This window comes from Acidovorax sp. KKS102 (assembly GCF_000302535.1).
Classification (GTDB): Bacteria; Pseudomonadota; Gammaproteobacteria; order Burkholderiales; family Burkholderiaceae_C; genus Acidovorax.
In genome coordinates, this window is the sequence record NC_018708.1 from 678,028 (window position 1) to 693,026 (window position 14,999).

Sequence of the window (14,999 nt, forward strand, 5' to 3'; positions counted from 1 at the left end):
AGCGCGGTTTGCGCCATGTTGATTGGCATCGACGGGCGGCCCTTCTATGGGCCTGCGGCCGGCACAGGTCGCTACGTAGGTGAACTTTGCCGTCAGCTGGACGGTCTGTTGCCGCATGCCAGGTTCAAAGTCTACGGCAACCGCAACATGCAGCTTCCCATCCGCAGCCCCCGCTGGGAAGCCCGAGGGGACAGCTCCGCGCTGTGGTCGCGGTTGCCTGCTAGCGCCTGGTATTTCGCGCGGGCTGGCCGCCTGGCCCAGCAGGATGGAGTGAACCTGTTCTGGGGTAGCGCCAACTTTCTTCCCCTTGGGCTGGGCCCGCATGTACCCGCCGTACTGACCGTGTACGACATGGTGCATCACCTCTATCCTCGCACCATGTCTTGCAGGCACCGCATAGCGTACAGCTTGTTCTTCCAAGCCGGGCTGCGCCGCGCCAACAGGATCATCGCCATTTCGCAAGGAACTTCGAACCGCCTGCGGGAGCACTTTGGAGTACAAGCCCATGAAATCGTCAAACCCCAGGTGGGAGACAACTTCCATCGCCCCAGTCCCGAAGAAATAAGCGCGATACGCGGTAGATACCGTCTCCCCGCGCACTTCCTGCTCTCTGTCTCCACCCTGGAGCCGCGCAAAAACCTGAGCACTCTCGTCCGTGCGCTGGTCGCATTGGCGCAATCGGGTCGCGCACCCGAGCTTGCGTTGGTACTGGTCGGTCAGCGGGGCTGGAAAAACAACCCCCTTCTGACGCAGTTGGCTGAAGCGCGCCAGAGTGGTGTCGCCATTGTCGAGCTGGGCTACGTGTCCGATGTCGATCTGCCCTCGCTGTATGCTGCAGCTGCGTGTGTGGTCATGCCGTCCTTGTACGAAGGCTTTGGTATGCCCATACTGGAAGCGCTGCACTGCGGCGCAACGGTGCTGGCGTCCGACACCCCCGAAACGCGCGAAGCAGGCGGACAGGCGGCCAACTACACAGCACCCACCGAACGTCATTTGCAAGCCGCCATCGAACAACTGTGGAGCCAGCGGGCCACTGCATCCCTGGCCACATGCTCGCACCGTATCCCCCCCGCCAATTGGCGGCATGAGGCGGCCAAGATGGCCACCCTGTTCAGGCAACTGTCGTGAAAATCAGCATCGACGCCACAGGTCTGGGTCAGGCCAAGACCGGCACCACGGTCTATCTCACACAAATCCTGGCGCAGTGGAACCAGCGCAAGGACTTAGCGCACACCTTCATCATCTTTGTCGCCCCCAAAGCCAGGCACCATTTCACCGCTCTGGGCCTTGACGGACGCTTCCGGCTGCGTCACGCCCCCAACGCCCGGTTCCTGCGCGTGCTTTGGCAGCAAACACTGCTGCCCGTGCACCTCCTGCAACTGGGCGTCTGCGTGCATTGGGGGCCTGGGTTTGTCCTGCCAGTGTTGGGCCTTTGCCCCATGGTCGTTACCGTACATGACCTCACGTTCCAGCTCTTTCCTGCGGCCCATGAACGCATCAAGCGCCACTACTTCCCTTGGATGATTCGCCGTGCTGTGCGCAAAGCGCACTCCGTGCTGGTCATCTCGCACACCACCAAGGCCGACCTTGAGCGACTTCAGCCGGAGAGCCGACACAAAAACCACGTCACGCTGCTTGGCGCCAGAACACTCCCTTCCATCGAGCCGCTGCAGTCTTCCGTGCAGGACTACGCGCTGTTCATTGGCACCCTGGAGCCTCGCAAAAACCTGCGCAACCTCATCCAGGCGTGGCGCAGCCTCGCGACAACCATTCGAGGGCAGACCCATCTGCGAGTCGTCGGTACCACAGGCTGGCTGGTTCAGGACGTGATTGATTCCGCCAACGAACAGGACAACATCCATTTTCTGGGCAGTCTCACCGACCAAGCGCTCGCTGCGCAACTGCAAGGGGCAAGCTTCTTTGTCTATCCATCGCTGTATGAAGGGTTTGGCCTGCCCGTACTGGAAGCGATGTCCATAGGTATTCCCGTGTTGACCAGCAACGTCGGGGCCACACAAGAAATCGCTGGCGCTGCCGCGTTGCTCGTCGATCCCCACTCGGTCACCTCCATTGCCCAAGGTTTGGCCCGGCTGCTGCAGGAGCCAGAGCTCCTGACCAGCCTGCGTGCGGCCGGGTTGGAGAGAGCTGCACAGTTCAGCTGGGCCCAGACAGCAAGCCAAACCCTGCAAGCATTGCAGGCCGCAGGGACCCATTCGCCATGACAACAACGCATTCTTGCGAGCGGGTCAGCGTAACCCTGTCGGTCGTCAGCCATGGGCATGGTGAGCAGGTGCTGGAGATGCTGCAGTCCTTCATCCGGTCAGGATTGCTGCAACACTGGCAGGTTCAGGTCATCGTCACTCTCAACATACACGAGCCCTCACTGCATGCCGCGCTGCAGGTGCAGCAATGGCCGTTTCCGCTCGAAGTAGTCGAAAATGCCGAGCCCAAGGGCTTTGGTGCCAACCACAACCAGGCATCCCGTCGCGCCCTTGGCGACTGGTTTTGTGTGGTCAATCCCGATATCCAGTGGTGTACCGCCGTGGCACCCCACCGGGCCTCAGGCCGCCTGCAGGCTGCCTTGGCGCTGCCCGCCATGGCCAACGGCAAACCAGTCGGCCTGTACTGCCCAGAGCAAGTCACCGCCGAAGGTATCAGGCAGGATTACGCCAGAACACTGCCAACCCCCTGGGTTTTGGCGGCCCGCTGGGCTGCCCGGCAACGCAATACCGGCCAGCTGCGAGGCGTGGCACCGGGCGTCGGCCAGGCGCATTGGGTGAATGGTGCCTGTCTGTTGGTCCCTTTACACACATACCTGCAGCTCGGCGGCTTTGACGAACGATACTTTATGTACTGTGAAGACGTAGACTTCTGCCTGCGCCTTCAGCTCCAGGGCTACCTGCTCGCCGCCATGCCGCTCGCTGTCGTACATGCAGCGCAGCGCAATACCAGGCGCCAGCGCCAGCATCTGTACTGGCACCTGCGTAGTTTGCTCAGGCTATGGTGCTCGCCCACCTTTTGGCGATACTGGCGCAACATGGGGCGGAATCCATCGCTCCAAAATTGACTCCATGCCAGTTTCCCACGCGTACTGCTGAACGCGCCTCGTCTGCGAACCCCACCTACATCGAAACATGGGCACCCTGCGCTATCTTCTGGCCGTACTGGTCTTGCTCAGCCATGCGGGCGTCAATGTCTCTGGCCACCATCCGGGCGTCATGGCCGTAGCGGTGTTCTATGCCATCTCGGGGTACGTCATGTCGGGGCTCATTCAGCAACATTACAGCCAGCCCGCCTCGGTCCCCCGCTTTTATCTTGACCGCTCGCTGCGTATCTACCCGCAATATGCCTTTTACGCGCTGGCAACAGCCATATGGTTTTGGCTGACACGCCAGCCAACAGCCTTCCTCCAGCACCCCCCCAGCTTGCAGGACGTGCTGAACAACCTGCTGATCGTTCCCCTTAACTATTACATGATCAACGGGGCAGACCAGTTCACACTGATCCCCCCGGCGTGGTCCCTGGGGGCTGAGCTGCTGTTCTACTTGCTGGCCCCCTGGCTTTGGCGAAACTGGGCGGTCTCCCTATGCCTCCTTTTGCTCAGCTTGGGCGTGCAGGTGCTTGCTTGGCACGGGGTGCTTCATTCCGACTGGTGGGGTTACCGTTTGCTACCCGGAGTGCTCTGGATATTTCTATTGGGCATGGCCATGCACCGTTTCCATGCCCAGGGGCGTCCAAAGTGGGCGGGGGGGCTGGCTTTGGCAACACCCGCGCTGGGGGTGGTGGCGCTGTGGTACCTGCAGGCGCAGGGCCTGCTGGTACGGCACTACACATTAGAAGTGGTGCTGGGGGTGTGTTTTGCCATACCGGCCCTGCAAGCGGTCCGCGGCCCATTGCTCAACTCCTGGTGGAAGAAATTTGACTCCCACTTGGGTGACATTAGCTATGGCGTTTTTCTGAACCACTTTTTTCTGATGTGGTTCCTGGCATGGGCTGCACCTCTGACGGCGGTGCAGTTGTTATCTCTGGTTGCGTTGAGCACCCTGTTGAGCCTCTTCACCTTCCACTACATTGAGAAACCAGTGTTGCATTGGCGTCGTAGGTTACGTCAGTCTTGATCGTAATATCAAGATACTGGAACTACTCTGCTCCCACCGATGTGGCCGGTGAACGTAGTGCTTGTTGCGCCCGTGCTACATCGTAAGTGTCTTGTTACAAAGCGGTTTTCCAATCCGTTAACGGGTTGGCGGCTGGCTTTCTTGCATGCATTGTTCGCATTGGTGTGGGATTTGGGCCTCAGGTGGCCGTACGGCATTGGAAGCTGCCGCATGTCTGCCACTCCGGGCTCGAACGTGCCGACCGCGTCGCTCCAGGGGGCAGTTCCAGAGGGAGAGTGGGGGTTTTCGTCTGGCATCAGCAGGCGACCTGATGGGCGAGTGACCCAGTCCGCACGGGGGCACGCATTGCGGGTTATTTTTTCCCGGATCGCCTTTGCCGCGCAGCGGGTTGTCGACGCCCGAGTTCGCCTCCCGATGAGCCGCTACCGGGGCAGTGGTTGATGCATACCACAGACAGCGTTGTTACAGCGTTTCACCCGTAAAGAGCCTTGTCAAAACGTCAATGAATGGCTCTATACTGTCTCCCAAGTCCGAGCACAGGAATGGTCAGGGCTTTTCTTTTCTAAACAAGGAGCTTCTTTAATGGCACTCACAACCAACGCCACGACGAAAGTCACCCAGCTTTATGTCGCAATGTTTGGCCGCGCCCCTGATTTTGAGGGGTTGAACTTCTGGGGAGGTGCGCTGGATGCGGGTCAATCGGTGGCCAAGATCGCCCAGGACATGTTCGCTACTACTCCAGCGCGGGCCTACTTCCCCGCAGGCTCCACCAGTCAAGAGGTCATCCAGGCGTTCTACGTGAACGTGCTGGGTCGCCAGCCTGACGCCGAAGGTCTGGAGTTCTGGGTTGCACGTCTCGACGCCCTGAAGGGCACGGGCAACGCCAATGCCGAAGGCCAAGTCGTTACTGAAATCATCAATATCGTTGCCAACTACCAAGGCAACACCCCAGAGGGTGCACAATCTGCGCAGCTCTTTGCCAACAAGATGGAAGTGGCAAAGTTTTGGACTGCCGAAAACGGTGGTATCGAGAACTCCGCCAAGCCTATCGCACTGGTCAACGCCACAGAAGGTTCTGTCAATCAAGTCAAGGCCCAAATTCTCAACGGCTTTGGCGAACTGGTTGCTGACCACGTTTTCACGCTCAAGCAAGCCGAGATCAAGGCTGCTGACATCGTCACCAGCGTGGCCCCAGTCGTCAAAAATGTGACCTACGTTGGTCTCAGTGTAGACGGCAGCGGCGAAGCCGGTGTGCCCCTGTACGACCTGGACCAATACGGTAATCCTGTCTCCTACATCTACGAATACGCTTCCACCGGTGAAGTGATTGATATCGAGCCCCAATTCACGGGCAACGGTAGCGTGGTGGTTCAAAAGGGCCTGTTCTCCTACCTCAAGGATGTCACGGGCCTCGACTTCGTGCAGCTGGGTTTGATCAATATCGCCAATGGCAGCGACAACGGTCTTGACAACGGCATGGACGGTACGTCCGGCTCCTCCGGTCAGCAGGCATATCCTGACCTCTCCAGCTTCACCATTACGGCCAATAACACCGATGGTTCCACTGGCACGGTCAACGCCACCATCTCCTTCGCTTATGGCGACGGCCATATTCACCAAGCTGAAGTCGACATCAGCGAAAAGTACTTCAAGCTGCTGACCAACCTCGTCTTCGACGCAGACAACAACCTGCGCCTGTACGAAAAGCAAGTCACCATCTATCCGAAGGTCGCACTCAAGGATGCTAGCGGCGCGCCTGTGTACGACGTGTACGGCAATCCCATCATGGTGGACCTCACACGCGTAGTGACAGAAGGCGACACCGTCAAGCTGCCCATCGTGCTGACCACCAGTGTCAACAACGGCGGTACGGAAGAAAAGGGATACACCGCCAACGGCGTGTCTGACACCATCAAGGTGGGGCGTCTGGACCTGCTGCACGGTGCATACATTGACGGTGGCACCGGCCCCGACAACACACTCGAAATCTTTGCCAAGGGCTACTTTGCGCAGCCCAAAGAGCTGCTGAACATCCAGCACATCAGCATCGAGAACCTGCCCAACATCTACACCAGCGCTGACGGTACCAATGGTTACCCTGACTTGAATGCTGGCAGCGGTTCTGGCGACTACACCGCCTCCATCATCGACCTGTCTGCTGCAGGCCAGATCGAAACCCTCACGGTTACCGAAGGTGACTTCACTGGCGCAGCTGGTGGCGCCACGTCCGTACCAGGTGTGTTGACCGTCACCGGCATCCGCAATGGTGCAGAGGTGACCCTGGATGGCGCGTTCAGCAAGGACGTCAAGCTCAACTTCAGCGACCTGCAAGGCGCTGGCGTTGACCTCGTGCTGCACAACGTTAACTTTGGTGTGCAAGGCCAAACAGCCAACGGCGCGCAGCTGGTGGTGGCTCACAACTCCAACACCCTCAACATCGAATCCACCGGCGGCGGCAACTTCATTGCCAATGCTGATCTGGTCGATGGCAATGCTGGTGGCCTGACCACATTGAACATTTCGGGCACCGCTTCGCTGTTCATCGAAGGCGACCTGAACCCATCCTTCCACAACGCCACGCCGGTCACCATCAATGCCTCGGCCAATACGGGTGGTGTGAACCTGACGCTGTCGGCGTCGCAAAACGTCACCTTCGTGGGTTCGCAAGGCAATGACCGCTTCTCGGTGCAGACCGCTGAGTACGAAGGCCAGCCTGCCAACGACGAAACCGTCACCATCCAGGGTGGCGTAGGCAACAACTACTACGAAGTCATTGGCGCAGACAAGGTGTCCATCACCAACGCCGACGGCAACAACAACTACGAAATCGTTCGTGACGGCGGTACCTCGACCGACCTGGTGACCATCACCGCCGGCAACGGTGCCAACCACTTCGAAATTGACCGTGCCTCCACAGCTGTGCTGACGGTGGGCAACGGTAACAACAAGTTCGACGTCGTCTCGGTCAACTCGTATGACTACCTCGTTGGCAGCAGCGTTGGCTACAAGAGCAACGTGACCATCGTCGCTGGCAATGGTGCCAACGACATGGACATCAGCGCCGACGCCAACATCGGTACCGTCAAGGTCACGGCTGGCAACGGTGGTAATGCCATCAACATTTCCGCTGCCACCATCAACGTCACCGCTGGTTCGGGCGCTGACGACATCCGCGTGGAAGGCCGCGACATCACCGTGGACGCTGGTGGTTCGGGCAACACCATTACGGTGGTCGGCACCGATGGCGACTACGCTGACAACAGCGCCCTGATCAAGATCAACGCTGGCACCAACTCGGTCGTGAACCTGGGAAGCGGTAACGATCCCCAGTCCGCTGCCAACGACGACTTCCCTGGTACAGGTGACATCACTGCCAAGGTGGGCTCCAGCATCACCGGCACCAACATCACCCTGGTGGTGGATACGGTGGCTGACCTGCGCGCTGCCACCCTCTCCGGCATCACCAAGATCGTGCTGGACGACGACAATGTCTCTTATACCAGCAGCAACCCAGCCAACACCGACGGTGAAAAGGCCCTGCTGACGCTGACCGACAAGCAAGTCGCGGCACTGGTGGCTGCAGGCACAACGATCGAAGTCGACGGCGGTATTTTCAATACCAGCGCGCACATCAAGATCATCGTCACGGCCAACCTCGACGTGACCACCGGCGCATGGGCCACCTGGCTCAGCAGCCTGCCAGCCAGCGTCGACCTCAAGTTCGAAATCAACGACGGCGCCACCCTCAAGCTCACCGCGCAACAACTGCACACCAAGGTGGCTTCGGGCGGCATCTCGATCGCTGACGACGGCAATACCGACCAAGTCTCCGGCAAGGTGTACATCACCGGTGCAGGCCTCGACTTTGATCCGTTCAACAACAACGACCAAATCCGTACGACTATCGACAGTCGTGACTATGTGGGCGGTTCGCTGTCCACCGACTTTGTCAAGACTGGTGCGAACACGGACGACGGCATTCAGCGCGCCGAATGGGGCTTCAATGTTCTGATCGACCGCGTGACCTATGGCTACAACCGTCCAGCCGACGCGCCCAGCTACAGCCGCCTGACCATCGACACCGATGTCCAGGGCAGCACCATTGGCCCATTCAGCACCATCGAAACCTTCCTGCGCATCGTGGGTGAGGCCGACATGACCTTCACCCCCATGAAGGGTGGCATCGACGAGTGGGGCGCGCCCATCAAGGGCGGTACCTCCATCGAACTTGGTATGGACAAAGGCGTGCCTACCAACAAGTTCATGGTGGACTTCTCTGAAGCAGGCGGTACTGTCAGCAACCTGGCGCTGGGCCACTTCCAGATGGCACAGGCCATCTACGGTAACGGCACCGCCAACGCACCTGTGCGCATCAACGTAGAAATCGACGACGCCCTTGATGGTGAGGACGCCCAAGACTCTGTGGCCAGCAGCACCGCAGGCCTCGTGTCACGTGGCGTGCAAACCTACGTGGTCACCAAGATCGATGACAGCAACGCTGGTGGCGACAACACCGTTGAGTTCTGGACGTCCCGCGTCACCGAAGACCTGAAGACATTGGGTCTGCGTGGTAACTTTGGTGATACGGTTATTTTTGGCAACACCGAGCGTGGCGTTGACTTCCTGTTGGAAGTTGCTTACGACAAGTTCGACGGCTACGCAGTGGGTAACCTGCAGGCCGACTTTGCCCGTCCAGACGGCGCCACTGCGGTGGTGAATGTCGTTGGCCTGGCCGCTCTGCCTGCCAACGAAGTGCAAAAGGTTGCCAGCGTTGTTACCAACGGCACCGGCCTGACCATCAACGTCACTGGCGGCAACACCGTTATTGGCAGCCTCGGCGGTGCAAGCCTCGACGACGTGGCCCTGAACACGGCCAACAACCTGACCATCACCACCACAGTCACCCTGGCTGGTCTCGAAACCTTCGACGCTTCTGGCGTCGTCGGCGACCTGACCATGGCCCTGAGCGGTGCTGCTAACGGTGCAGGCTTTGCCTTCACGGCGGCCGACGGCACCACAACGCTGACCCTCAATGGCGTCACGGCAGGTACCCATTCCAGCTTCAGCGCCGACGCTGCTGCCAACTTCAACCTGGTGGTGCGCGGTGAAGGCGCAAGCGATCTGTCCAAGGCTACGCTGACCAATGTGGATACCGTCAGCCTGGGCAAGGTGGGCGACGTCGGCGCTACGGTGACGTTGTCTGCTGCGCAAGCACTCGACATCGGTCTGGGTGACATCAAGCTGGGTCACCCTGGCATTGATGGCACCCTGAACATCGTCAACCTGGGCAACCAAGCCTTCAGCGCTGCCGACCTGGGCGCCGGTGTCGAACTGGGCACTGTGACCATTGCTGCTGGTAACGTTACGCTGAACGCAGCCACCGTGCTGACCGACGCCACCGTCACCGTGGCCGCTGGCAGCACCCTGACGCTGACTGCCGACCAGTTCATGGCCTTGGCAGACTTGGACGGTGTACTGCCAGTAGGCAACATTGCCAACGCAGTCATCAACATCACTGGCCTGACGCAAGCCCACATCGACGCTGGCTTCACGCTGAGCGGTGTGAGCAATGCTACCGGTACGATCACGCTGGCCGAAAACGTTAATCTGGCAGATAGCACAGACCTCAACGGCTTTGCTGTTACCTTGGCTGATGCTCAAACCCTGGGCGTTGCCACCGCTGAGCAAGCCAATGGCCTGGACGTCACTGGCGGCGTGGGTAGCACCATCAAGCTGCTGTTCGGTGATCTGGGTGCTGATCTGGAAAGCATCGATGCCTCCGGCTACAACGTTGACGACCTGCGATTCCTCGACAGCCTGGTGTCTGGCCAAAACGTCGATGCCATCTTCACCGGCCTGCTGGCCCGTGTCGAAAAGATCGTCTACAACAACTACGTCAGCGTGATCGACCAAACGGTCACCATCTCTGCGGGCGCTGTTGTCAATGGCAACCTCTTCTTCGACCGCACTGAAGGCAATCTGGAGCTGCAAAACTTCGTGCTGAACCTGGAAGGCGGCACACGCATTGCTAACGTCGATCTGGGTGCAGCAGCAGACCCTGCTGGTTCGCTGCAGACCTACCTCAAGACGGTCACCATCAACTCGACGGGTACGATGGCCAACCCCGTGAGCGGCGTTACAGGCAACATCATGGGCACCCTGACGGGCGGCACGGGTGCAACTGAAAACGACCTGCTCAACGTCACTATCAACGCATCGCAAGCCCTGCAGATGACGGGCGTGACCTTCACCAACGTCGGCAGCGCCAACGGCGTCGCCACACTGACGGTGACTGGTACATCCAACGTGAACGTGGGTGCTCTGAACACTCTGGATGACGATGTCGATGGTTTGAACGTTGTCAACAACGGCACTGGCACAGTGACGGTTGGTATCAGCGAAGCCAACATTGACCAAGGCGTAGGCAATACCGATGCCCTGAGCTTCACAGGCACAGGCGCTATCGTGCTGAACGTCACTGGCGCGGTGGACCTGTCTGATGACACCCTGACCGCTGTGAGCAAGCTGGTGTTGACGAATGGCGCCAACGTCACTCTGACCATGGCACAAGCCGACGCCATCGGCGCCTCGGACATCGTGGTCGCAGCCGCTGGCAACACTGCCACGCTGAACCTCGAAGGTCTGGCCGAAGAGCCCTTTGCTGTGGCCAACTACGGCACAGGCGTGACGGTTTCGCTCATGACCCTGGCTGCTCAGCCTTCCATCACGCTGAATGCCGCTACTAACCTGACCGGAATCAACGGCCTGGTGGTGCCTGAAGGAACCGTGCTGAACCTGACGGCTGCACAGTTCCAGCAATTGGGTAATGGCAACGGCATCGCTGGCCTCATCACCGGTGTCAAGGCGGACGGCACAACTGTTACTACCAACTTCACGGTGAACATCACCGGTCTGACCCAAGCTGACGTGGCTCACGGTTTTGATTTGAGTGGTGTGGAGGCTGCGAACCTGACGGTCACGCTGGCTCAAGACGTGGCGCTGAGCACGCCAAGCCCACAGCCCGCAAACTGGGACGGCATCAACCTCGGTACTGCCGACATCAACATCGGCGGCTTCAAGCTGACGCTGGAAAGTGTTGCTCTGGCCGACGGCTTGAATATCACCGGCACCGCCGGTAGCGTGCTCAAGTTCACAGACACCGTTGTTAACAGCCCTGCAGATCTGATCGACGCCTCCGGCTTCGACGTCAGCGAACTGCACATGACCGCACAGCTGATCGCCGGCCAAAACGTCGATCTGCTGTTCGAAGGCCTGGCCGCCAGCGTCACCAAGGTCGTTACCGACGACTACGGTTACGTCACCGGCACCACACAAACTGTGGTTATCCAGGGCGGCAGCACCATCACTAACGATGTGGCATTCATCAAGCAGGAAGGTAATGTCGAAATCCTCGACTTCACCATGAGCCTGCAAGGTGGGGTGTACTTCGACGGTGATGTCAACCTGTCCAAGGATGGCAACACAACGGCCATCCCCAAGCACCTGCAGACTGTCACGATCAACTCCACGGGCACCACTGCCAACGTGTTGAACGGCGGCACCGCCAACATCATCACTGGCGCACTGACGTCGCAGTCGTTTGGCGCCGGCACAGAAGAGAACAACCTGCTGAACGTCACCATCAACGCTACCCAAGCACTGGTGATCCGTGAAGGGGTGGTGTTCAACTCCGTCACCGGCGATGACCTTGTCACCGCTAACGACAACAGCTCTGCTGTCGCTACGCTGACCGTCAACGGCACGGCCAACGTGACTCTGGGCAGCGTGGACCTGACCGACACCGATGTGGACGGCTTGAACGTCGTCAACAACGGCACGGGCACCTTGGCTCTGACGCTCAACACAGCCGACTCCGACGAAGCCCTGGGCTTCACCGGCACCGGTGACATCGCTCTGACCATCGACGGCTCGGTGAACCTGTCTGACGACGTGCTCACCGCTGTCAGCGAAATCAAGGTGATCGAAGGTGGCGCTCTCACGCTGTCCTACGGCCAGCTGCAAAGCCTGGGCGCAGCCAACGTGACGGTCATCGACGGCACCGCTGACGCTAACACCGACATCGGCAACGCCGCGCTGACCATCAACGGCTACGCTGGTGGTGCATTCGACGCAACCGCGCTGGACTCACACTTCACCACGGTCAACCTCGTGCTGGCGAACGCTGACGTCACGCTGGGCGCTGGTGTCAACCTGACCAACGTCGATTCCATCGTCGTTCAAGAAGGCCACACCCTGACCCTGACCGCTGCGCAGTTCCAGCAACTGCAAGGCAGTGGTTCCATTGTCGGCTTTGACACGGATGGTGTTAACGGCATCACACCAATCAACGTGGTCATTACCGACCTGAAGCAAAGCGACCTCTGGGTTGATGCAGACGGCGACGGCGTGTTTGACGCAGGTGAGGGCTTCAACCTGAACGGCGTGCAAACCTCTGGTGGCACCATCACGATCTCCCTGGGCGAGCCCTCGGTGGATCTGGGTACGTTCAACACCAGCGGCGCCCTGGTTCCTGGCTCTGCTGCAGTGCTCAACGGCGCTCAGTTCGTGTTGGCTGCTGGTCAGACCCTGGGTCTGGTCAACTTCGCACAGGCTAATGGTCTGGTGGTCTGGATGTGGACGGCGCTGCCAATACAACCATCGTGTACAAGTTTGCAGACCTGCAAACCAGCGTGGTGGGCCCGGTGCAGATCGACGCCTCCGGCTACGACGTCACGGTGCTCAAGGCACTGGCTGCATCGTTCTCGGGTGTGCCAGACATCAATGTCGAGTTCTCCATCGACGACCTGCCAAGCTCCGTGACCCTGAGCCTGTATGCCGATCCTTCGGACCTGGGCTTCCTGGCACCAACGTTCCGCAACGTCGTGATCGAAGCTGGTGTGACCACGCCTACGGGCCTGATCTTCAACGACTGGGATGTCACAGACGAAGTCCGTACCCTGACGCTAACGCTGCAAGGTGACTCGACGCTGGACGGAAACCTGATGATCCCGACGCGTACCAACAAGGACGGCGATCTGATCCAGCAATACTTCGGCACGCTGACCATCAACTCGGTGGGTACGGCAGCGAACGAGATCAATGGCAATATCACCACGGCGCCTCCGTTCCCTGTACCTACGACGACGAGCGAAAACAGCCTGCTGAACGTTGTCATCAACGCCACGCAGAACCTGGTGATTGACGGCAACATTGCCTTCAACTCGGTGGGTACTGACGGCAATGCTGACACTGCCACGCTGACGCTGACGGGCACGGCCAATGTCACGATTGACCACCTGGACATCACCAACACTGACAACGACGACATCGGCACGCTGGCTCTGGCCAACAACCTGGTGGGCGGCACGCTGACCGTGCTGGGTGGTACTCCTGCCGTTCTGGGCAGCAGCTCGTTCGCAGTGCTGACCATCTCTGGCACCGGTAACACCGTGCTGGGCGTGGACCCACTGCAAAACGACGAAGACGGTATCGACAGCGCCACGCTGTCTGTGATCAATGCTTCCGGTTCTTCCGGCGCACTGACCATTGGCACCATGGTGAACGTTGATTCCCAGAACTTCAGCTTCACTTCGGGCACTGGCGTGACCAAGGTCTGGCTGGACAACGATCAACTGAACGAGAACGTGCCTGCCGACACCGGCTGGTCGTTCAACTTCGCCAACGCAGCCGCAGGCAGCGAACTGCACATTGGCTCCAATGTTGATTACTGGGAAGGTCAACTGTCGTTCAATATGGGCGCCAACGGCACCCTGTACCTCGACAACACCAACGGCGCTCCGGTGACCGTGGACCTGACTGACAACGAAGTCTTCCTGTCGTATGTGGGCGCTAACGCCATCGTGCTGGGCGACGGCATTACGCTGAAGCTGCGCGCCGACCAGGCCAACGGCCTGAACATCGTCGCCGGCGCCAACACCAACGACGACGGCAACGCTTCGCAGTTCACCGGTGTCGTGAACATCGAGGGCCTGGACAACGACGTGGTCTATGACTTCGGTGGCATCATTCCAGCTGGCACGATCACGCTGGCGCAGAACGACGTGACGGTGGAAACCGCTACTGACTTGGGCACCTTCAGCATCACGCTGTTGGAACTGGCCAACACCAGCGCTTCCATGCTGGGTCAGACCATCCGCTTCAACACGGAAGCCCAAGCCACTCGCGACATCATCGTGGACGAGGCGATTGGCAACAACAACGACAGTTCCACTAACGTGGTCTGGCTGTTCAACAGCATCGCAGCAGCGGGTGGTATCGACACCTCCGGTTACGACGGTGCCCTGGGCCGCCTGGTGTTCTACGCAGCGCTGCTGGCCAACGAAGGCGGCGATGTGGAGCAACTGTTCACCACCCTGCCAAGCACCATCCTGCGTGTGGACGTGATGACGCTGGCCGAGCTGAACATCCTGCTGCAGTCGAACGCTGTCGACCGCGTCATGGAAATCGTTCACTTCGCTACCGTGGGCGACCTCACGTTCAGCGACGTCGGTGTGGCACCTGAAGAGCACCTCAACAGCCTGACCCTCCACCTGGGCGGTCAGACCACGGTGGGCAACATCTTGATCAACGACGTGGTGGCAAACCCTGCCGACACCGACCTGACCAACATCGACTTCACCGCACTGACCATCGTTTCGCACCGTGCTGTCCGCACCGGCGACACGCTGGCCAGCGAGCTGTTTGTCAACAACAACAACGGTATCGTCGAAGCCGTGGGCTCTGGCGTCGAGAACGTGCAGCCAACGCTGCCCAACATCGTTGGCAACATCGGTGTCGGCGCTGGCAACTCGGGTGTGGACCTGGTGCGCGTCAATATCGACACGCTGGGTCTGACGACGCTGGGCAACGGTTCTGCCGGTA

At 59.5% G+C, this 14,999-nt stretch carries 5 protein-coding genes; all 5 read left to right on the forward strand.

Going from position 1 to position 14,999, the window contains the following annotated elements; all coding sequences use genetic code 11:
- Positions 1 to 15 precede the first annotated feature (15 nt).
- Positions 16 to 1,128: a glycosyltransferase family 1 protein gene (locus tag C380_RS03125; protein WP_015012437.1), complete on the forward strand. Its 1,113-nt coding sequence runs from the start codon at positions 16 to 18 to the stop codon at positions 1,126 to 1,128.
- Positions 1,125 to 2,222: a glycosyltransferase family 1 protein gene (locus C380_RS03130; RefSeq protein ID WP_015012438.1), complete on the forward strand. Its 1,098-nt coding sequence runs from the start codon at positions 1,125 to 1,127 to the stop codon at positions 2,220 to 2,222. The genes C380_RS03125 and C380_RS03130 overlap by 4 nt, the downstream gene beginning before the upstream one ends.
- The gene (locus tag C380_RS24840; RefSeq protein WP_015012439.1) at positions 2,219 to 3,067 is read left to right on the forward strand and encodes a glycosyl transferase family protein; all 849 of its coding nucleotides are present in this window, start codon (positions 2,219 to 2,221) and stop codon (positions 3,065 to 3,067) included. The genes C380_RS03130 and C380_RS24840 overlap by 4 nt, the downstream gene beginning before the upstream one ends.
- Before the next feature lie 67 nt (positions 3,068 to 3,134).
- Positions 3,135 to 4,118: an acyltransferase gene (locus C380_RS03140; RefSeq protein ID WP_015012440.1), complete on the forward strand. Its 984-nt coding sequence runs from the start codon at positions 3,135 to 3,137 to the stop codon at positions 4,116 to 4,118.
- Positions 4,119 to 4,700: 582 nt separating this feature from the next.
- On the forward strand, positions 4,701 to 12,938 hold the full coding sequence (locus tag C380_RS03145; protein WP_043565101.1) for a hypothetical protein: 8,238 nt from the start codon (positions 4,701 to 4,703) through the stop codon (positions 12,936 to 12,938).
- Positions 12,939 to 14,999 lie beyond the last annotated feature (2,061 nt).

Excerpts from the sequence above, each read along its gene's own strand:
- C380_RS03125 (WP_015012437.1), top strand. The coding sequence starts at position 16 with ATGTTGATTGGCATCGACGGGCGGCCCTTCTATGGGCCTGCGGCCGGC.
- C380_RS24840 (WP_015012439.1), top strand. The coding sequence starts at position 2,219 with ATGACAACAACGCATTCTTGCGAGCGGGTCAGCGTAACCCTGTCGGTC.
- C380_RS03140 (WP_015012440.1), top strand. The coding sequence starts at position 3,135 with ATGGGCACCCTGCGCTATCTTCTGGCCGTACTGGTCTTGCTCAGCCAT.
- C380_RS03145 (WP_043565101.1), top strand. The coding sequence starts at position 4,701 with ATGGCACTCACAACCAACGCCACGACGAAAGTCACCCAGCTTTATGTC.